The sequence below is a fragment of the Ruegeria sp. AA6 genome (genome assembly GCF_056542865.1).
Genome location: NZ_JBQGAN010000013.1, coordinates 59,010 through 78,006 on the forward strand (window position 1 = coordinate 59,010; position 18,997 = coordinate 78,006).

The 18,997-nt window shown below is 58.5% G+C and carries 28 protein-coding genes; 16 read left to right on the forward strand and 12 right to left on the reverse strand.

Annotated features, from left to right (window positions below; translation table 11 throughout):
- Positions 1-7 precede the first annotated feature (7 nt).
- Genes ACR0LN_RS15300 through ACR0LN_RS15310 form a run of 3 tightly spaced genes read right to left on the reverse strand, consistent with a single transcriptional unit; the run spans position 8 to position 1,374 of the window.
- Positions 8-232, reverse strand: coding sequence for a F0F1 ATP synthase subunit C (locus ACR0LN_RS15300; protein WP_005981269.1), 225 nt, complete (start codon positions 230-232; stop codon positions 8-10).
- 48 nt (positions 233-280) lie between these two features.
- Complete coding sequence (locus tag ACR0LN_RS15305; protein WP_480430819.1) at positions 281-1,039, reverse strand: F0F1 ATP synthase subunit A; 759 nt, start codon at positions 1,037-1,039, stop codon at positions 281-283.
- A gap of 2 nt (positions 1,040-1,041) precedes the next feature.
- Positions 1,042-1,374: an AtpZ/AtpI family protein gene (locus ACR0LN_RS15310; RefSeq protein WP_480430820.1), complete on the reverse strand. Its 333-nt coding sequence runs from the start codon at positions 1,372-1,374 to the stop codon at positions 1,042-1,044.
- 231 nt (positions 1,375-1,605) lie between these two features.
- Here ACR0LN_RS15310 and ACR0LN_RS15315 point away from each other — a divergent pair, with 231 nt between their 5' ends.
- Complete coding sequence (locus ACR0LN_RS15315; protein ID WP_480430965.1) at positions 1,606-1,941, forward strand: ArsR/SmtB family transcription factor; 336 nt, start codon at positions 1,606-1,608, stop codon at positions 1,939-1,941.
- Here the strand turns inward: ACR0LN_RS15315 and ACR0LN_RS15320 are convergent.
- The 4 genes from ACR0LN_RS15320 to ACR0LN_RS15335 all read right to left on the reverse strand — a co-directional run bounded on the left by ACR0LN_RS15320 (position 1,938) and on the right by ACR0LN_RS15335 (position 4,574).
- Complete coding sequence (locus tag ACR0LN_RS15320; RefSeq protein ID WP_480430822.1) at positions 1,938-2,357, reverse strand: universal stress protein; 420 nt, start codon at positions 2,355-2,357, stop codon at positions 1,938-1,940. The genes ACR0LN_RS15315 and ACR0LN_RS15320 overlap by 4 nt on opposite strands.
- A 180-nt stretch (positions 2,358-2,537) precedes the next feature.
- Positions 2,538-2,723, reverse strand: coding sequence for a hypothetical protein (locus ACR0LN_RS15325; RefSeq protein ID WP_480430824.1), 186 nt, complete (start codon positions 2,721-2,723; stop codon positions 2,538-2,540).
- A 61-nt stretch (positions 2,724-2,784) separates the two neighbouring features.
- Complete coding sequence (locus ACR0LN_RS15330) at positions 2,785-3,669, reverse strand: DMT family transporter (protein WP_480430826.1); 885 nt, start codon at positions 3,667-3,669, stop codon at positions 2,785-2,787.
- 26 nt (positions 3,670-3,695) lie between these two features.
- Complete coding sequence (locus tag ACR0LN_RS15335) at positions 3,696-4,574, reverse strand: LysR family transcriptional regulator (RefSeq protein WP_480430828.1); 879 nt, start codon at positions 4,572-4,574, stop codon at positions 3,696-3,698.
- Between the two features lie 117 nt (positions 4,575-4,691).
- Here ACR0LN_RS15335 and ACR0LN_RS15340 point away from each other — a divergent pair, with 117 nt between their 5' ends.
- Positions 4,692-5,273, forward strand: a complete 582-nt coding sequence (locus ACR0LN_RS15340) for an FMN-dependent NADH-azoreductase (RefSeq protein WP_480430830.1) — start codon at positions 4,692-4,694, stop codon at positions 5,271-5,273.
- A 72-nt stretch (positions 5,274-5,345) separates the two neighbouring features.
- Positions 5,346-6,086: an aspartate/glutamate racemase family protein gene (locus ACR0LN_RS15345; protein ID WP_480430832.1), complete on the forward strand. Its 741-nt coding sequence runs from the start codon at positions 5,346-5,348 to the stop codon at positions 6,084-6,086.
- Here ACR0LN_RS15345 and ACR0LN_RS15350 read toward each other — a convergent pair whose 3' ends face one another.
- Positions 6,087-6,617, reverse strand: coding sequence for a prolyl-tRNA synthetase associated domain-containing protein (locus ACR0LN_RS15350; RefSeq protein ID WP_480430834.1), 531 nt, complete (start codon positions 6,615-6,617; stop codon positions 6,087-6,089). It abuts the gene before it with no gap.
- 68 nt (positions 6,618-6,685) lie between these two features.
- Positions 6,686-7,573: a 5'-methylthioadenosine/S-adenosylhomocysteine nucleosidase gene (locus ACR0LN_RS15355; RefSeq protein WP_480430836.1), complete on the reverse strand. Its 888-nt coding sequence runs from the start codon at positions 7,571-7,573 to the stop codon at positions 6,686-6,688.
- 258 nt (positions 7,574-7,831) lie between these two features.
- Between ACR0LN_RS15355 and ffh the strand changes: the two genes are divergently transcribed.
- From ffh to trmD, 10 genes are read left to right on the forward strand one after another with little or no spacing between them, the layout of a single operon-like run.
- Complete coding sequence (gene ffh / locus ACR0LN_RS15360; RefSeq protein ID WP_480430838.1) at positions 7,832-9,340, forward strand: signal recognition particle protein; 1,509 nt, start codon at positions 7,832-7,834, stop codon at positions 9,338-9,340.
- A gap of 57 nt (positions 9,341-9,397) precedes the next feature.
- Positions 9,398-9,988 (forward strand): GNAT family N-acetyltransferase, encoded by a 591-nt coding sequence (locus ACR0LN_RS15365; protein ID WP_480430840.1) that lies wholly within the window; start codon positions 9,398-9,400, stop codon positions 9,986-9,988.
- A complete protein-coding gene (locus tag ACR0LN_RS15370; protein WP_480430843.1) occupies positions 9,985-10,542 on the forward strand; it encodes a GNAT family N-acetyltransferase in 558 nt (185 codons plus the stop codon). Before ACR0LN_RS15365 ends, ACR0LN_RS15370 begins: the two co-directional genes overlap by 4 nt.
- Positions 10,539-10,835 (forward strand): chorismate mutase, encoded by a 297-nt coding sequence (locus ACR0LN_RS15375; protein ID WP_480430845.1) that lies wholly within the window; start codon positions 10,539-10,541, stop codon positions 10,833-10,835. The genes ACR0LN_RS15370 and ACR0LN_RS15375 overlap by 4 nt, the downstream gene beginning before the upstream one ends.
- 42 nt (positions 10,836-10,877) lie before the next feature.
- Positions 10,878-11,267 (forward strand): 30S ribosomal protein S16, encoded by a 390-nt coding sequence (gene rpsP / locus ACR0LN_RS15380; protein ID WP_170428928.1) that lies wholly within the window; start codon positions 10,878-10,880, stop codon positions 11,265-11,267.
- 12 nt (positions 11,268-11,279) lie between these two features.
- Entirely contained in the window at positions 11,280-11,915 is a 636-nt protein-coding gene (gene bluB, locus ACR0LN_RS15385) for a 5,6-dimethylbenzimidazole synthase (RefSeq protein ID WP_480430847.1), read from the forward strand.
- A 2-nt stretch (positions 11,916-11,917) separates the two neighbouring features.
- Entirely contained in the window at positions 11,918-12,067 is a 150-nt protein-coding gene (locus ACR0LN_RS15390; RefSeq protein WP_480430849.1) for a hypothetical protein, read from the forward strand.
- Complete coding sequence (gene rimM / locus ACR0LN_RS15395) at positions 12,060-12,563, forward strand: ribosome maturation factor RimM (RefSeq protein WP_480430851.1); 504 nt, start codon at positions 12,060-12,062, stop codon at positions 12,561-12,563. The genes ACR0LN_RS15390 and rimM overlap by 8 nt, the downstream gene beginning before the upstream one ends.
- Positions 12,563-13,378: a hypothetical protein gene (locus ACR0LN_RS15400; protein ID WP_480430852.1), complete on the forward strand. Its 816-nt coding sequence runs from the start codon at positions 12,563-12,565 to the stop codon at positions 13,376-13,378. Before rimM ends, ACR0LN_RS15400 begins: the two co-directional genes overlap by 1 nt.
- Positions 13,375-14,172, forward strand: coding sequence for a tRNA (guanosine(37)-N1)-methyltransferase TrmD (gene trmD / locus ACR0LN_RS15405; RefSeq protein WP_480430854.1), 798 nt, complete (start codon positions 13,375-13,377; stop codon positions 14,170-14,172). Before ACR0LN_RS15400 ends, trmD begins: the two co-directional genes overlap by 4 nt.
- Here trmD and ACR0LN_RS15410 read toward each other — a convergent pair.
- Complete coding sequence (locus ACR0LN_RS15410; protein ID WP_480430855.1) at positions 14,169-14,966, reverse strand: glycoside hydrolase family 25 protein; 798 nt, start codon at positions 14,964-14,966, stop codon at positions 14,169-14,171. The two genes, trmD and ACR0LN_RS15410, sit on opposite strands and share 4 nt — an antisense overlap.
- Positions 14,967-15,346: 380 nt before the next feature.
- Here ACR0LN_RS15410 and rplS point away from each other — a divergent pair, with 380 nt between their 5' ends.
- The 3 genes from rplS (at position 15,347) to ACR0LN_RS15425 (ending at position 16,361) form a co-directional block, all read left to right on the forward strand.
- A complete protein-coding gene (gene rplS, locus ACR0LN_RS15415; RefSeq protein WP_170328369.1) occupies positions 15,347-15,730 on the forward strand; it encodes a 50S ribosomal protein L19 in 384 nt (127 codons plus the stop codon).
- An 11-nt stretch (positions 15,731-15,741) separates the two neighbouring features.
- The gene (gene rpmE, locus ACR0LN_RS15420; protein ID WP_170428949.1) at positions 15,742-15,963 is read left to right on the forward strand and encodes a 50S ribosomal protein L31; all 222 of its coding nucleotides are present in this window, start codon (positions 15,742-15,744) and stop codon (positions 15,961-15,963) included.
- Positions 15,964-16,133: 170 nt separating this feature from the next.
- Positions 16,134-16,361 (forward strand): hypothetical protein, encoded by a 228-nt coding sequence (locus tag ACR0LN_RS15425; protein WP_480430857.1) that lies wholly within the window; start codon positions 16,134-16,136, stop codon positions 16,359-16,361.
- 14 nt (positions 16,362-16,375) lie between these two features.
- Here the strand turns inward: ACR0LN_RS15425 and ACR0LN_RS15430 are convergent, their stop codons facing one another.
- Together ACR0LN_RS15430 and ACR0LN_RS15435 are read right to left on the reverse strand one after the other, a co-directional pair.
- Positions 16,376-17,971 carry an MFS transporter gene (locus ACR0LN_RS15430; RefSeq protein ID WP_480430859.1) on the reverse strand — a complete coding sequence of 532 codons (1,596 nt, stop codon included), beginning with the start codon at positions 17,969-17,971 and terminating at the stop codon, positions 16,376-16,378.
- Positions 17,972-18,050: 79 nt separating this feature from the next.
- On the reverse strand, positions 18,051-18,938 hold the full coding sequence (locus ACR0LN_RS15435; protein ID WP_480430861.1) for an AEC family transporter: 888 nt from the start codon (positions 18,936-18,938) through the stop codon (positions 18,051-18,053).
- Between the last annotated feature and the right edge of the window lie 59 nt (positions 18,939-18,997).

The following is an 18,997-nucleotide window of genomic DNA, read 5'->3' on the forward strand; positions in this document are numbered from 1 at the left end:
CCGCAGATTATACGGCGAACATCAGCAGCAGCGAGACCAGGAATGCGAAGATCCCCAGGGCTTCTGCGAACGCGATACCGATGAACAGGGTTGCGGTCTGCGAAGCAGCCGCCGAAGGGTTGCGCAGGGCGCCGGCCAGGAAGTTGCCTGCAACGTTGCCCACCCCGATTGCGGCTGCGCCGGAACCGATTGCTGCCAGGCCTGCGCCGATGTGTGCGAGATCGCCTTCCATGATGTATCTCCTTACGAATTGGAAGTTTCGATGTTGGGGTATCAGACCTTAGTGCGAAGGATGCAGCGCATCTTTCAGGTAAACACAGGTCAGAATGGTGAATACGTAGGCCTGGATGAAGGACACGAGGACCTCAAGGCCATACATTGCGGTGATCGCCAGAACGGACACGGGCGAGATCGCGGCAATCGCGGCAAAGCCTGCGAACACCTTGATCACGGCGTGGCCTGCCATGACGTTACCGGCAAGACGAATAGAGTGGCTGACCGGGCGCACAAAGTACGAGATCAGCTCGATGATCGCCAGAACCGGGCGCAGCGCCAGCGGAGCGCTGGAGACCCAGAACAGGCCCAGGAACGCGGCGCCGTTCTTGACGAAGCCCAGCACGGTCACGGTCAGGAAGACCGACAGCGCCAGCGGGATGGTCACGGCGAAATGCGATGTAGTGGTAAAGGACATGGGGATCATGCCCAGGAAGTTTGCGCAGACGATGAACATGAACAGGGTCATGACATAGGGGAAGTACTTGACGCCTTCCTTGCCGCAGATGTCTTCCAGCATCTTGTAGATGAAGCCATAGGCCAGTTCGGCCACCGACTGCATCCGGGTCGGAACAATCGCGCGCTTCGAGGTGCTGAGCACAAGCAGACCAAAGATCGCCGCAATCGCCAGGAACAGCCACAGGGTCACGTTGGTCGGCGTGTACCATGCAATGCCACCGTCACCGAACAACGGCTTAACGATGAACTGATCCATCGGGTGGAAAACCAGGCTGCTGCCTTCTGCTGCGGTGGTCTCAGTTGCCACGTTCAGTCCCTCTCGTCCTTCTCGGCCGCCTCAGCCGCCGCTTGTTTCTCTTGAACCTCTTTCGCGCTGCGGAGCATAACCTTCACGCCCGCGACAAGGCCCAGCAATGTGAACAGCACCAGAAAAATCGGGATCGTCCCGAGCAGGCTGTCCAGCCCGTATCCGATGCCAAATCCGATCCCCAGACCGGATACCATTTCGATGACCATCCTCCAGGCAAGCTCGCCCCCGGACACGTCAGCATCCGCACGAGGTTTGGGCGCTTTGGCCTTTTTGGCCGCTTCGATCTTGGCCTCCAGCTGCGCCATACGCTGCTTTTGGTCATCATCGGTCACGGACGTATTCCTCGTACAGTCTTGGGTAGGGTGCTAAGGGGCTAAGGGCGCAGAGTCAACGGCGTTGAACGCCTGAATTGCCGCAGGTTAACTAACTGTTATTTCATTACTTTTCCACACATCACATTACGGGAAACTCCAAACTCTTGCCGTGGCTTGCACCGCAGCCGCTGAATCCGCATATTCAACCAAATGGTTGACCAAACCCCAAGGCTGTGGTTCAGCGAAGACATGTCCAACGATCTCGACACCGTCTTCGCAGCCCTCGCCGACCCCACGCGCCGCGCAATCCTTGCGATGTTGCTTGAGGATGACATGGCCGTCACCGACGTGGCCGAACCGTTCGAGATGTCGCTGGCGGCGATCTCGAAACATCTAGTGATCCTGACAAAAGCCGGGCTGATCTCTCAGGAAAAACGTGGCCGGGTCAAGTGGTGCAAACTGGAACCGGACGCCCTGCGCGCGGCCTCGGTCTGGATGCAGGGGTTCGGACAGTTCGAACCGGTCAATCTGGACGCGTTCGAGCGGTTTCTGGAAATCGAACTTCCAGCTACGGACGAGCCTTAAATTCCGCGCACAACAAAAACCGAGACCTTGGCGTGGTTGGCCAGATACCCCGCGTGGCTGGAAAAGATATAATCGGTGATCCGTGGCGCATGAGTCCCCACAACGATCAGATCCGCACCAATTTCCTCGGCAGCGCGCATCAGATCGCCATCAACCTCAGCCGCGACATCGACCGAGTGAATGTTGCGAAACTCAACTTCGGCCTCGCTGTTCTTGGCCAGTTGATCCGCGAATGTGCGCAAATCTTCGTTCACTGTGGCGTCCGATTGCACCGGATCACCTGGCTGGGTTCCAGTCACACTGACAACCGTAATCTTCGCGCCCTGCCACTTTGCGACTTCAGCTGCAACATCAGCAGCCTTGCGAACCTCGGGCGGCAGGTGCAGATCAACAGGGAACATGATGTGGGTGTACATGGCGAATTCCTCCTCAGCCCAAAGCATAAGAAAATCCGAATGTTTAATCTTTGATCTGCCTCAACGGCCAGTTAGGCCAGAGAAACTATCCCTCCTGACTATATTCAACGCCAGTGATGACCCCAAACGGATCGGCGCGGCAAAGCCAGGGCGCCTGCGCCCCGACCACAGATACCGTTGTCACAGACCCGGTCGGCTCAGTCGTGGTTGAAAGGCTGTTACATCTTCGGGCCGAACCCCAGTCTCGGCCGACACAAGCGCCTCGCAGCTGCCTTGCAGGTCGGCCTCAGAAACAGAAGTGCCGCCGCCGTTTTGAGTACAAGCGGACAAACCCGCCGCTGCGATCAGATAAAATACTGGTTTCATGGCCTGTTGCCTGTGGGTTGCCTCTGATCCACGCTCGCAAAATCCAATCCGAATACAAGCCTCATTTGGGTACCGCAGACATTGAACCGCTGGATTGCTCTTCGGATTTCAACAGCAGCACAAGGGCGACAACCGTCAGGATCGCTCCTACGAACACAAATAAGGTGGGTGGCTGCTGGCCCAGAGAAATTTCCCATAAAATTACCCAACTGGGGATCAGGTAGGTGTAAGCCATGACCTTGGCCGAGGGCAGCCGCAGGGTCGAAAACTGCACAAGAACAAAGCTGACAGCCGTCGCAAAGATCGACACATACAGCAACCCGATCCAAACGATCAGCGGCAGGTTGGCCCAATCGGTCGCGCGAATCTCGGACCAGCCATAGAGTGTCAGCAATAGGCAGCCCGCGACCAAAGTGCCAAAGGAAAACACCACCGCCGGCTCGCCCCGATTCAACTTGCGCACCATCGGCGTATAGACTGCATGCGCCACGCAGCCAAAGAAATAGATGATTTCCCCGCGGTCGATCTGAAACGCTTTAAATGCCTGCCAATCCGCTCGGAAAATAACCCACAAAGCGCCAACTGCGCCGACCGACAGCGCCAGAGCCATTCTTGGTGTAGTGATTTGCCGCAGCAACACCCACCCTGCCACTGCCGACATGACCGGAGTCAGTGTGAATACAGCCGCCGCGCTGACTGGCGGTGCTGTCTTCAGCCCATGGAACATCAATACGAAATAGGCGGCGAACAATGCTCCAAGCACCAGATAGCGCCAAGGTGCCTGCGCCGCACTGCGCGGTAGTCCGGTGGTCAACAGCGCTGCGATCCCAATCACCACAGATGCAATCAGAAAGCGCGCCGCAGTGATCGCCTCTGGTGCGATCTGATTGGCGATCATCGAGCCCAATGAAAAGCTGCCCGCCACGAGCGCCGAAAAAGCAAGCATAGCCAGATGACCTTGAGCCTGCGGTGTCACGCCTTCCACTCTTTCATACGGTCTTTCAGGAAGGTTAGGAACGCCTGCACCTTGGTCGTGCGATGCAGGTCCACATGTGTCACCAACCACAGTTTACCGGACCAATCAGGCAGATGGGGCATAACCTCCTGCAAATCAGGGTTCTGCGCCGTTTCCCAGCGTGCCATAAAGCCGATCCCGGCCCCGGACAGCACCGCCTGACGCATAGTGAAATTGTTCGAGCATCGGAAAGTGATCGCCTCAGCCGGCACATGCTGCCGCAACCACTGCGAGAATGGGGCACGGCTGTTTTCGTCGTCATCGCCAACAAACGTGTGGTTGGCAAAGTCATCAATGCCCGACGGGATGCCCCGACGCGCGATATAGTCTTTACTGGCGTACAGACCAATTTCCTGGTTCCAGAAGGGCTGCACCACGTTGTCGGGCTGATCCGGCACCGATCCGGCACGAATGGCAACGTGGGCCTCACCATACTCCAGACGAAACAGCCGATCCCCGGTCAAATAGCGGACGATCACGCCGGGATGGAGTTGTTGAAACTCGCCAAGCACCGGCACCACAAGCGGTGCAAGCGAAGCCAATGACGTAACCACCAGCTCACCGGCAACGTCGTCGCCGCGTCCTTTCATACGACCGACAAGTTGGTTGAACTGATCCTCGGTCGCCTGCGCGACGCGCAAAAGGTCTTCACCCGCCTCTGTCGGTGTGTATCCGCGCGCGTGCCGCTGGAACAGCTTGACGCCCAGCCGCGCTTCGATCGCGTCGATATGTCGGATCACAGTGGCGTGGTGCACACCCAGAACTTCAGCCGCACCGCTTACTGTTCCCATGCGGGCAACCTGATAGGCGGTTCTCACTTCATCCCAATTGTCCATGGCAATTTTCTTATGTGCAATTTCCAACAGTCAATGTTGATATATCCGAGTTTTGTTCGCAGACGCAATGTCCATATTCGGTTCAGACGCAAAACCCTGTCACAAGGACCAAGTGAAATGACCAAAACCATCCTGCATATCGACGCCTCAGCCCGCCGCGAAGGTTCGGCCACCCGTGACCTGTCGGACCGCATCGTCAAGCATCTTGGCGCGGCCCGCATCATTCGCCGCGATCTGGCGACCCCCCTGCCCCTGCTGACCGAAGGGTGGATCAATGCCAACTTCACACCTGCCGACCAACGCAGCGACGCGCAGCGCGAGCAGTTGGGTCTGTCAGATACTCTGGTGGCCGAGCTGCAGGACGCCGACACCATCGTGATCGGCCTGCCGATCTATAACTTCTCGGTTCCCGCCGCGTTCAAGGCCTGGATTGATCTGGTGGCCCGGGCGGGCCTGACATTTTCGTACTCCGAGAACGGCCCCAAAGGGCTGCTGGGCGGCAAGCGCGTTGTGCTGGCGATCGCGTCGGGCGGAACAGCAGTTGGGTCTGAGATCGACTTTGCCACCAACTATGTCCGTCATGTGCTGGGCTTCATCGGCATCACAGATGTTGAGATCGTAGCCGCTGACAAAATGGCATTGGATGCCGAAGCGGCGCTGAGCAACGCCCACAAGGCCGTGACCGAACTGGCGGCCTGATCCCCTCTGGCCTTTGTGCCCCGAAACGTCCAGTCTGCGCCTGAACAGGAACTGGCAGACTGGGCGTTTGTTATGAAAAAGATCGGCATATTGGGTGGCGTCGGCTGGGCCTCGACCGTTGATTACTACCGGGCGATTGCCCAAGGCGTGAGCCGCCATTTTGCCGAGCGCGGGCACGGTTCGCCACTGCCGATCCCGCCGATGACCATCGAGTCTGTGACACAAGCCAAAACCCGCGCGCTGCGTGGCGTGGCCGGAGACGAGGCCAGCTGGGCCGGTTTCGATGCTGTTTTCCGCGAAGCCCTGCTTACGCTGGAACGTGCGGGCTGTGATTTCGGGATTATTGCCTCGAACACCCCACATGCGCGGCTGCACGCGATCCGGCAGGGCGTTTCAATGCCTATTCTCAGTATTTTCGACGCCACGGCCGAGGTCACTGCTGCTACGGGCGCTTCAAGGGCGTTGGTCCTGGGCACCTCGGTCACCATGCAGGCCACCGATTATGCCGGTCGGCTTGCCCAAGAGGGCATTTCTGCCAATGACCGCCTGCCCGAAGAGGATATTGCCGAGATGCAATCCATGATCGACAGCGACTTCTACGGCGGCGCCTCTGATTCTGCGCGGCCCCGGCTCGTGGCTTTCTGCGACAAACACGCAGAACCCGGAACCGCCATTCTGCTTGCTTGTACTGAGCTGCCGCTGGCCTTCCCCGATCATCTGGACGATCCGGTGTTCGAAGCGGACGGGAACCTGTTCATCAATCCGTCCGCTGCTCATGTGTCGGCTGCGCTGAACGAGGCGCTGCAAGGCTGATCACGGCAGCCAGGTGACCTCGCAACCGATCCGATCAAAAAATGCCATCAGATCGGGACGTGCCATGGCTACTGTCCGGTCGTTCACCAGCGGGTGCATATAGATGACATCCGCCTTCTGAGCGGCGCCGTCCATGAAAAACCGCACGTTGTTTTGTACCCCATTAATCATCGCCAACGGACTGACTGCGCCGGGCCGGATACCAAGGTTCTGCATCAACCGGTCCGCCGATCCGAATGACAGATTGCCCACGCCCAGCTCGGCCCCCAGCGCCTTAAGGTCAATCTCGCGGCTTTGCTCCAGCGTCACCAGATAGTTCCGCTTTTTCTTGTCACGCAGGTACAGGTTCTTGAGCCGCAGCGCGTTTTCGCCCGGCACCATGAACTGATCTTCGACCGCCTTGGACTCTTCGACCGTGCGCAGTGGCACATGTGTGTGCAAGCGATAGGGCAGCCCCCAACCGTCCAGTCGAGCCATCAGCGTGTCAGAGCTGATCGGCAGTGTATCCTGAAAAGCAGATGATGCGTCCATTTCTAACTCCTGCCCATCCAATTTGGCGCCTTTAAACGCGCGGCATTGGCAGAATCAAGGCTATATTTCTAGTCAATCTCTTGCAGGAAAGCTTCAACCAAATTTGCCAGGTTTTCACCCGCCAACTCCAAGAACTTATCGAATTGATTAGCACCTTCTTCTCCGCCGGCCAGATCGGAAAGGGCCCTAAAAGCCAGAAAAGGCACCTTGTTGACTTCGGCAACATGCGCAATAGCCGCTGTCTCCATATCGAGCACTCGCGCCTCGAACGTGTCACATGCCCATTTGCGAAACTCTGCATTGTCGACAAAGGCTGTCCCGGAAACCCCACCGCCTCCGACGTAAACTTTGGGTTGACGGGCCAGCGACCCGTCATCAGTCGTCGTATCGGACAAAGTGACTTTTTCTGCGGCTGCCCGCGCCGCCGCCAAAAGTTCGGCATCCGCAGGAAACCAGAACCGCCCCTTCTCATGTCCTGCAAACTCATCGGAAACGTTAATATTGAGCGTATGCATCATTCCGAAACTCGGAAAATCTGAGCTGAAAAAGGGCGGCAATTCGAACCCATTCCCAGTTTCGCGCGCGAACGCCATTTCCATGTACTGGCCCCAGCGAACTGGCACCGTGATGTCACCGATGGACAGTTCTGGATCAGCGCCGCCCGCAACGCCCGAGACCACTATGGTCGAGATAGCGAAATGATCCAGAGCAAGCTGTGTGGTCATGGCCGCGTTCACCATCGACACGCCCGAATAGAAAACTACGACTGGCTTTCCAGATAGCCATCCGGTCACGAATTCAGTGTTAACAATCCGAACGGGGTTCGGATTTTCTAATCGGTTGCGCAAAATTTCAATTTCAGGCTCCAAGGCGGCGATCACAGCAATTCTGGGCGCGGTGTTCTTCTCAACCATCCCGGATACCTCCGGGTTTGCCGCTGAATTTGGTGTCATCATGCATCGGATCCTTTGGTTGCCTGAGAATCACGATAAAGCCTGGCATCCGTACTGCAAAGCAATGGTAGTTGTTGACAATTCAGACCATCTGGCGTACCGCCACCGCAAACATCCGGAAGCGTCTGATCTTCCGGTCCCTTGAGTCGTTCAGGGATCGCCCCCCACCAGCGAGTTTCGCCCGTGGGGGCAATTGTGTATTCAACCGGTGTTTCCTACGTAGGAAGCGCCTAGTCAAAACCGGCGAAGGAGGCCGAAGGCATGTTTGAAAATCTATCCGAACGCCTCTCTGGCGTCTTTGACCGGCTGACCAAACAGGGCGCTCTGTCCGAAGAAGACGTCAAAACCGCCCTGCGTGAAGTCCGTGTTGCCCTGCTTGAGGCCGACGTCTCGCTGCCGGTGGCACGTGAGTTCGTCAAGAAAGTGCAGGAACAGGCGACTGGTCAGGCCGTCACCAAGTCGATCACCCCCGGCCAGCAGGTCGTCAAGATCGTGCATGACGCTCTGGTTGACACCCTGCGTGGCGAAGAAGACCCCGGCAAGCTGAAGATCGACAACCCGCCCGCCCCGATCCTGATGGTTGGTCTGCAGGGCTCGGGTAAGACGACCACGACCGGTAAGCTGGCGAAACGCCTGAAAGAGAAAGAGGGCAAAAAGGTCCTGATGGCCTCGCTGGACGTGTATCGCCCGGCAGCGATGGATCAGCTGGCGGTTCTGGGTACACAGGTCGGTGTGGATACCCTGCCGATCGTTCCCGGCCAGAGGCCCGTCGACATCGCCAAACGCGCCAAGCAACAGGCGACGCTGGGTGGCTATGACGTCTACATGCTCGATACAGCTGGCCGTCTGCATATCGACGAAGTCCTGATGGACGAGGTCGAGCAGGTCCGCAACGCGGTTGACCCGCGCGAAACCTTGCTGGTGGTCGACGGCCTAACCGGTCAGGTTGCCGTTGAAGTCGCCGAGGAGTTCGACGCCAAGGTCGGCATCTCGGGCGTGGTTCTGACCCGGATGGACGGTGACGGCCGTGGCGGTGCGGCGCTGTCGATGCGCGCAGTCACCGGCAAGCCGATCCGCTTTGTCGGTCTGGGCGAAAAGATGGATGCGCTCGAAACTTTCGAGCCGGACCGCATCGCCGGGCGTATTCTGGGCATGGGCGACATCGTTGCTCTGGTCGAAAAAGCCCAGGAAACGATGGAGATGGAACAGACCGAGCGCATGATGAAGCGCATGGTCAAAGGTCTGTTCAACATGAACGACCTGAAGATGCAGCTGGAACAGATGATCCAGATGGGCGGCATGCAGGGCATGATGGGCATGATGCCGGGCATGGGCAAAATGGCCAAGCAGATGGATCAGGCCGGTCTGGACGACAAGATCCTGCGCCAGCAGATCGCCATGATCCAGTCCATGACCAAACGCGAACGCGCCAATCCGCAACTGTTGCAAGCCAGCCGTAAGAAACGGATTGCCGCCGGTTCGGGGATGGAAGTCAGCGACCTCAACAAGCTGCTTAAGATGCACCGACAGATGTCGGACATGATGAAAAAGATGGGCAAGATGGGCAAAGGCAAGATGCTGAAACAGGCCATGAAAGGCATGTTCGGCAAAGGAGGCCCTAGCCCCGAGGAAATGGCCGCAGGCATGGACCCCAAGGCACTGGAACAAGCGGCCAAGGCAATGGGCGGCAAGATGCCCGGTGGCCTGCCCGGACTGGGCGGCGGCATGGGCCTGCCCCCGGGTCTGAGCGGGTTCGGGAAGAAGAAGTAACTTGGCTTTCGCTTCCTGCATATCCCTGCGCGCATACGCCAAACCGGAGGTTTTCCAATGACCTTCCGGTTCGAAGCTGCGCCGAATGCTCAAGCGGCAGAACTGGCGGCGCGGGTGGCGGGTGTTATCCCAACGCTCAAGACTGATCGACTGATTTTGCGCGCACCGCAATTGTCGGATTTCGACACCTACGCCCAGATCGTTGCCAGCCCCCGTGCGCGGTATCTGTCGGTCATGTCGCGCGAAGACGCGTGGTATGATTTCGCCCAGATGGTCGCCATCTGGTCGTTGCGCGGCCACGGCATTTGGTCGGTCTACGCCAAAGACAACACGCAATTGCTGGGTTTTGTAATACTCGGGTTCGAGCCCGAAGATCCCGAGCCAGAGCTGGGCTTCATCTTCACCGAAGGCGGTGAGGGACAGGGTTATGCCTTTGAAGCTGCCTCTGCCGCCCGTGATTTTGCTTTCAATCAACTCGGTTGGGAGACACTCGCCAGTTTTGTCGTCAAAGGCAACGATCGCTCCGAGCGTCTGGCGGAAAGACTTGGTGCTTTTGTCGAACGCGAAATTGTCGAAGAGGACGGCGTTACTCTGGTCTATCGCCACCTCTCAGCCGATGGCGACGGTGGGATGGAGGCATACGCATGACCTCGCACATCATTCCCACCGTTGAAACAGAAAACCTGATCTTGCGGTCGCCTGAGCCGGCAGACGTTCCGGCGCTCACAGAGTTTTATGTCTCCGAACGCTCGAAATATGCAGGTGGCTTCGTTCACCGTGCGCACGCTTGGCGCAATGCTGTTTCTATTCTGGGGCACTGGCAGGTACGCGGCTATGGGCTTTGGGCAGTGACCCACAAAGGGGACAATACGGCCTTGGGCTTGGTTGGTCCCTATTATCCTGATGGGTGGCCGGAAACCGAAATCGGTTGGGTGTTGTTCCAAGACGCCGAAGGCAAGGGTATCGCGTTTGAGGCTGCGCAGGCTGCACTGCAGCACGCTCGTAAGACCTTGGGCTGGACCGAAATCGTTAGCTATATCCATGCGCAGAACAGCAGGTCTATCGCCCTGGCTGAACGTCTCGGCGCAGTCATCGACCCAGATGCGCAACAACCGGCACCGGATAACCCGTGCCTCGTATTCCGTCACCCGAAAGTTGCCTCTTCTGATCTTGCCCAGACCCTCGAAAGGACCGGCCAATGACCGACCCTGTGACACAGGCTGCCGCGCTGTTGAAAGAGCATCGCGAAAGCATCGACCGGTTGGACGCGATCCTTGTCTATACGCTGGGCGAGCGGTTCAAGCACACGCAGGCTGTTGGCAAGCTCAAGGCCGCACACGACCTTCCCCCGTCCGATCCCTCGCGCGAGGCAGCGCAGATCGCACGGTTAGAAGACCTGGCGAAAGAGGCCGATCTGGACCCCGATTTCGCCAAGGCTTTCCTGAACTTCATCATTCAGGAAGTCATCCGACATCATAAGAAACACCAGAACTAACCGGCATCCACGCCGGACACGCCATTCAAAGGAGATACCACCATGGCTATGAAAATTCGTCTCGCCCGCGGCGGCTCGAAAAAACGTCCTTTCTACCGCATCGTGGCTGCTGACAGCCGCATGCCGCGCGACGGCCGTTTCATCGAGAAACTGGGCACCTACAACCCGCTGCTGCCGAAAGACAGCGAAGAGCGCGTGAAAATGAACATGGAGCGCGTTCAGTACTGGCTGGATCAGGGCGCTCAGCCCACCGACCGTATTGCACGTATGCTGGAAGCAGCTGGCACCCGTGAAAAGGCCGAGCGCAACAACCCCAACAAGGGGACACCTGGCAAGAAAGCTCAGGAACGCGCGGAAGAGAAAGCTGCGAAGGCTGCTGAAGCTGCCGAAGCGGCTGCTGCACCGGCTGAAGAAGCGGCTGCAGAAGAATAAGCAGGCGAGCGCGTGCGGGATCAGACTTTCACCGACGATTTTCGCACGCAGTTCGATCTGCTGATGCGGCTCCGGCGCGATGTGCGCCGGTTCCGAACCGACGCGGTAGACGAGGCAGTGCTGACGCGCTGCCTCGACGCGTTTCGGCTGGCTCCTTCCGTGGGGCTAAGCGAACCCTGGCGGGTGATCCGCGTCGAAAGCCCGGCCGTACGTGCCGCGGCGCTTGAGAATTTCCAAACTGCGAATGCACAGGCCTTGGCGGGTTATTCCGGTGAAAAAGCACAACTTTACAGTCAGTTGAAGCTTTCTGGGATGCAAGAAGCCCCGGTACAGCTGGCGGCATTCTGCGACGACAACACGCAAAAAGGTCAGGGGTTGGGCGCAAGAACGATGCCCGAAATGCGCCGTTACTCGGTCGTATCCGCCGTAACTCTGTTCTGGCTGGCCCTGCGCACCGAGGGGCTGGGGCTGGGCTGGGTCTCAATCCTGGACCCGGACCGGTTGGCGCGAGACTTGAAGGCACCTAAAAACTGGCGCTTGATCGGGTATTTCTGCATCGGCTGGCCAGAAGATTTTTCCGACACGCCAGAACTGGAACGCGCGGGCTGGGAAGAACGGCGGGACAGTCTGCCGATCGAGGTACGTTAGCGGTGTTCGGGCTTATTCGGCTTCCCATCCTGCTGATGATCGCCTTTATAGTGGGTATGTTCTTTGAACGCTCGAACCAGCGTGATGCCTGTGAGGCGCGCGGTGACTGGCAGGATGGACTATGTGTGACGGTGGAAGGGCCAAATGAGTGATCTGATCTGCGTGGGCAGTGTCGCGGGTGCATATGGCGTTCGCGGCGAAGTGCGCCTGAAAAGCTTTTGCGCGGTGCCCGAAGATATCGAAAACTACTCTCCTCTGACCAACGAAGCTGGCACGGAACGGTATCCGCTGGTTCTGACGCGCGCGATTAAAAACGGATTCGCGGCTCGTCTGGGCGGTGTTGAGACCAAAGAACAGGCGGATGCCATCAACGGCCTGCGCCTCTATGCGCGCCGGGATCAATTGCCGTCGCTACCTGACGATGAATTTTATCACACCGATCTGATCGGGCTTGAGGTTTATGACACGGGCGGCGCCCTGCTGGGCCGGGTCAAATCGGTACAGAACCACGGTGCGACCGACCTGCTGGAACTGCACGGCCCCGGCCTGAAGGCCACCGTTTTGCTACCCTTCACGCTAGAGGCCGTGCCGACAGTGGATCTGGACAAAGGTCGAATCATTGCCGACCCGCCCGAGGGGCTGCTCTGATGCGGCGCGTTCTGCTGCATCTGGGCCTGCACAAGACCGGCACCACTGCGGCGCAATCTTTTCTGTACGATAACCGCGAACTGATCTGGCCGCACTTCGCACTGGCGTTGCCCTACCGCACGCGCAATTCCGGGCTCTCACGGGCCGCGACCAACCACTCTGTCTACGGCACCGTTGGCACGCTTGCAGAGTTCGGGGCACAGGTGCGGGAATTTTTGGGCACACTGGAATTCGGCAAAAAACGCGGGCTGATCGTCAGTGAGGAAAACTTTGCGGGCCTGCGCCCCAGCCGCAATGTCGAACAAGGCTATGCAGCCGCCCCGGAACTTGCTGCCTGTCTGGTGGATGCGGTCCGTCACCGTTTTTCCGGGCAAGATGTCGAAATCACGATTTACCTGTCCCTGCGCCAGCGCGGCAGTTGGCTGCGCAGCCTATGGGCGCACGATTTGGAACGGATGCGGCAGGTCCACGATTTTGATACTTTCCGGTCAAAAATGGACCATCTGCCATCGCTTGAAGACACCTTGCAGCAGATACGCGACCGGCTGCCTTCGGTGATCGTCACCTCGGATTGGTTGGAAGAGCTGCAACTACGCCGCTACGGCCCCGGCACGCCCTTTGCCGAGTTTCTCAACCTGCCGCGCGACAAGGCAAACCTCCTGGTACCGCCCTCTAAGGTCAACAACCGCCTACCCGAAGATGTTCTGGCGGAATTGCTGGATCTGAACCGCTCACGTCTGGACGAGGCCGCCCTGATCGCGCAAAAGACGGCGATTATTGAACGCGCGAAAGGCGCTTTGACCGGCACGACATGACAGACAAACCCAGCAAATCCCACGGCCGTAAAGCGATCCGCCCGACTGTGAAACCGCGTGAGCTGATGACCCCCACGCCGGACCTGCACGGTGTATGGAAAGCCAGGATCATCACCCTTTTCCCCTCGGCCTTTCCCGGTGTGCTGGGAGAAAGCCTAACCGGCAAAGCTCTGCAGGAAGGGCTGTGGCAACTGGAAACCGTCGATCTGCGCCAGTTCGGTGTCGGCAAGCACCGCAATGTGGATGACACACCGGCAGGTGGCGGCGCAGGTATGGTGCTGCGCGCCGATGTGCTGGGCGAGGCGATCGAACACACGATGTCGGGTATTCAGGGCAACTGGCCGCTGATCTACCTCAGCCCTCGTGGCCGCCGGATGGATCAGCGCATGATGCAAAACCTAGCCCGTTGCGACGGCATGACCCTGATGTGTGGCCGCTTCGAAGGGGTCGATGAACGAGTGCTGGAACATTACGGCGTACAGGAAGTCAGCCTTGGTGATTTCGTCATGACTGGTGGCGAGATCGCTGCACAGGCGCTGATCGACGCGACGGTGCGGTTGATCCCCGGCGTGCTGGGCAATCAGGCGTCGGCCGAGGAGGAAAGCTTTTCCTCGGGCCTGCTGGAGCATCCGCAATACACCCGACCCGCAGAATGGAAAGGGCGCAAGATCCCCGACATCCTGATGTCCGGCCACCACGGGCGTATCGCTGACTGGCGACATGAGATGTCGGAACAGATCACTCGCGAACGGCGGCCCGATCTGTGGGACAACTACAAAAAGACGCAGGATTAACCCTCTTTCCAGCGCGCCCAGGTCTCGGGGTGGCCGTTGAACGTGTTGATATCCACTTTACCCTGCACGCCCGGCACAAGCCCGGTGCCGGTATATTGCCAGAACCGCCAGGACGCTTTGGAATAGACTTTGTGTGGATGCCCGGCAACGGACCTCAGCCAAAATTCGGTTCCGCGCAAACGTCCGATATCGGTGTCCCCGTGGAAATCCACGGTCGTGTAGACAATCGGGCGGCGTCCGTAGTGACGCTCGAGTATGTCGAGAAACCGTTTGGCCTCGGCCCGGACAGTGGCGCCATCGGGACGCAACCTGCACGTCCGGGAATGCGGGGTCCATTCCATGTCCAACACATGTGGCAGGTCGGCCCCCTTGGGGACATTTTTGATGAACCACCGCGCCTGTTCATGTGCCGGGCGGCAGAAATAGTAATAGTGATATGCCCCCCACGGCACACCCGCCGCCTGCGCCCCGCGTCGGTGATCGTCAAACATGGGATCGAACACATCGCCGCCTTCGGTCGCTTTGATGAACACGAAACTGACGCCGGACGCCTTGGCCCTGTGCCAGTCGATTGGCCCCTGCCAGCGCGATACGTCCAACCCATGCACCGGATAGTGACCGGGATGCCGTCCATCCCAGTCATGCGGATCGGCGTCGCCAAAGGCAGGGTAGATGACCGACGGCGAGGTGGTGCCCAGAAAAGCCTTGGCCGCGACCTGTTGCGGAGGTGGGGTACTGCGACCGCAGGACAGGGTCGTAAATGCCGTGACGGCCAGCATCAACGCTATACGCATGATCCATTCCTGTATTAAATTTCTGCTCTTATAATTCCCTCCAGAATGCCTGATCCCTGTCACAAGGCAACGGTGCAGTTTTTGAGCGGCGAAAACCCACCGCCCGGCTTTGAAATTATGGCGATTTTGACTTGATCCCTGTCTGCAAACCCCTTAAAGCAGCGCAATCCGGTGCCGCAACTGCGCGTCTCCGGTGTTTTTGGTTTGAATCATGTCGTGACGCCCGGCTTTCTTCTGCCACGGCGCGGCAAAGCGGACCAGACACAAGGAACATTCGATCTGACCTCTGGCGGGCTGTACGCAGGACCCGGTGAAGACCAAGAGCTCTCAGGCCGTGCTTAACTTCGTGGACAAACCACGAGCAGATAGGAGTAACTGCGATGGACCTGATCGCACAGCTTGAGGCGGAACAGATTGCCGCCCTGGGGAAAGACATTCCCGATTTCAAAGCCGGTGACACTATCCGTGTCGGCTTTAAAGTGACCGAAGGGTCGCGCACCCGTGTGCAGAACTACGAAGGCGTCTGCATCGCGCGCAAAGGTGGCAGCGGCATCGCCGGTTCGTTCACCGTCCGCAAAATCTCGTTTGGCGAAGGCGTGGAGCGTGTGTTCCCGCTGCATTCGACCAACATCGACAGCATCACCGTAGTCCGCCGTGGCCGCGTTCGCCGCGCCAAGCTGTACTACCTGCGCTCGCGCCGTGGTAAATCCGCGCGTATCGCCGAAGTCACCAACTACAAGCCCAAGGCTGGCGCCGAGGCGTAAGGAGCGGAAAGATGAAAAAAGACATCCATCCCGATTATCACGTCATCAACGTCAAAATGACCGATGGCACCGTGGTTCAGATGAAATCCACCTGGGGCGCCGAGGGCGACCAGCTGGCTCTGGAAATCGACCCCTCCTCGCACCCCGCGTGGACCGGTGGTTCGTCGCGCCTGATGGACGCCGGCGGCCGCGTGTCGAAGTTCAAAAAGAAATACGAAGGTCTGGGCTTCTGAGCCTGACTTCGGTTCGAGTGCGAAAGGCCGTCCTTCGGGGCGGCCTTTTTCTTTTGCTTACCAAAAGCGAAATTGCTTTTTTAGGCTGCGACACAGGGTGATACCGGGTTAGGCCAGCAAGTGTTACACTAGCTCGAAACGTTGCTTTAGAACCCACGGAGACGCAGACAATGCCCCAGTATAACGACATGATCGAGCTTTCGGTCGAGGATATGGACCTGATCGAAACGGCGTTGCGTGGGTCGGTCGCCGCGCTGTCGCAGGCGGCACTGAATGAGGAGGAAGACGGCAAGACGGACCGCGAAGACACTCTGCGGCGCATTCATGATCTTCTGGGTAAGCTGCACGATCAAAAAGTGTTCTATCGCCCCAAAGACAAGGTCTATCTTGGGGGCTAGTTTTAGAACGCCACCTAGCGAGGCTTGCGGGTGAGCTCCGCCGCGCTGTGAACCGGCGGAACCGGCCCGCGTAGCAACATCAGTGCCAGCGCCATTCCAATCATCGCCGCAATCGCGGCGACCACCATTGCGCTGTCAAATGCGTTGTCCTGGAGGTCTCGCAAAGCTTTGGCCAGAGCCGCGCTGGCTGTTGGGTCCATCTCTACAATCAACTGCTGAATCTGGCTGGGCGTGCCGTGGGTCAGCGCATGGGCCAGATCCTCGCGCTGGGTTGATCCGGCGGGCAGCGCGTCGATCACCTCGGACAGACCGCGGCGGGTGGTGATAGACTCGGCCAAGCCTCCGACAACGGCACCAAGCGTAGCTCCGAAATAGAGGCAGGCATTGATGACGCCTGATCCCTGCCCCACGTGTTCCTCGGGCAGCAGGCGCAAACCAAGGCGGGGTAGCAACGAGAAACAAATCCCCATGCCAATCCCGACAATGACCAGCTTCCACCAAATCTCGGCAAATTGTGTCGTATTGCTTGTGGTCATCAGCAAAAGGAAGCCACAGGCCATCCCGCCAAGGCCAATCGCAACCGGCCATTGAAAGCTGTAAGGTGCCAGAAAGCGCGGCGCGGTGACAGAGATAACAAACATGCTGAGGCTGAGCGGCATGATCGCCAGTCCCGCGCCGATGGACGTATACCCGAAGGCATCCGGCGATTGGACGAAGGTGTTGAAATAGACGAAGAAACAGAACAGCGTGAAACCGGTGCAAAACATACCAGCCGCAGCCATGAAATAGCGTGGATGGCGGAAGTATCGCAACTCGATCAGGGGGTCATCGCTGCGGCGTGAGACGATCACCAGCGCAACGGTTGCTATCGCTGCCACCGCCAGTGGGACCAGCGTCAGGGGCGAGGTCCACCCGCCGCTTTCGCCATTGCTAAGCGCAAAGGACAACGGCCCCAAAAAGAAAAGGATGGCAACCGCGCCCGGATAGTCAAACTTCGCCCCAGCAAGACGCGTGTCCGGCACATATTTCCGTTTGCTGACGTGCAACCCGATGAAAAAGGCCACAGCCAGCAGCACCAAGTCGACTGCGAACACCGCCCGCCAGCTGACATAGTGACCAAGCGCACCGCCGACGATGGGGCCGACGCCGATCGCCAGCCCAACGACAGCGCCCCAGATACCGGTTACGCTGGCGCGCTGTTCCTCAGGCGTGGCCGCGGTCAACAGGGACAAGGACGTTCCGAACAGCGCCGCCGCCCCGGCCCCTTGAGCGCCACGACCGAACAGCAGCATCGCCCCATCCTGTGCAAACAGGACCGAGGCCGACCCGATGGCGAAGACGATCATGCCAAAGAAGAATACCCCCATCTTGCCGGTGATGTCGCCCAAACGACTGACGATGGTGACAAGCGTGGCGCTGGCCACCGTATAAGTTGCCATCACCCATTGCAGCCCGGATGGGGTCAGATCGAATTCGGCCTTCAGGTGGGGCAGCACAGTGGTCACAGCGGTTGTATTGAACCCCACGACCATCATGCAGATTGCCGTCATTGCAAGCACGATACGCGCGCGCCCTTTTGGCGTAGGTTCCGCTGCGCTTGGGTCGCTCATCTCACTGCCTCGCATCTATGCCTGTTCAGCTTAACTTATCAGAAGTTAAGCGATTTTTTCTTCTACGCATAGGGCAGCGTCAGATCCAATAAGACAACGCGATCGGCAATACGATGATTGTCGCCAGCGTGGACACAAGGATGAACCCCGCAACGTCCGACCCGTATTCCGGCACGTGTTGGTCGATGAATAGATAGGTCGCTACCGAAGAAGGCATCAGGCAACACAGGATTACCGCTCCCCGCTCGGCGCCTGTAAAACCGAACCCCCAGACTAATGCGCTGGCGATCACGACAGCCATAATCAGGTGAAGTATGGTCAACATCACGGCCCGACCGATGCTTTTTATCCGTAAACCCGCAAGAGTATGGCCCAACGTCAGCAGCATCAAAGGGATCGACAGGCCGCCCAGAATGTCAAACGACTTAGCTACCGGCTGTGGCAGGCTGTAGCCCGTCGCCATCAGGACAAGGGACAGGATCACCGCATAGATGATCGGCGATGTTGCAAGTTTTCTGGGCGAGAATTCTCCGGCCGGAATCCACATACCGACAGTGAAGATGCTGATCAGCACAACGACAACAAACGCCATCGTATAGGCCATCCCGACGTCACCCAGCGCCAGCAAGGCGATCGGCAGCCCAACATTGCCCACATTGCCGTGCATCAACGGCGTCAGAAACGCACGGACCGGCAGACGCATCGCCTTTAGTGCGACGAAACCCAACAAGCCGAATCCGGCAATCGCCAACGTCGCCGCAGCCATCACATCCAAAAAGGTGCCAACTGCAATTTTGGTGGTGGACAAGTGTGAGACGATCAATGTGGGGTACCCGACCCGTGAGACGATCCCACCGATCACCTTGTTGTCGAAAGGTGCCCTGATCACAGCCAGACAATACCCGATTCCGGCGCAGATCAACACGGGCAGGACCACGTTCAGAACGTTCAGAAAAAGGTGCTCCAACGGCTGGCCCTACTCGCATTTTCCTGCTTCTGACAGTGAAACAGGGTCGTGCCTTTGGC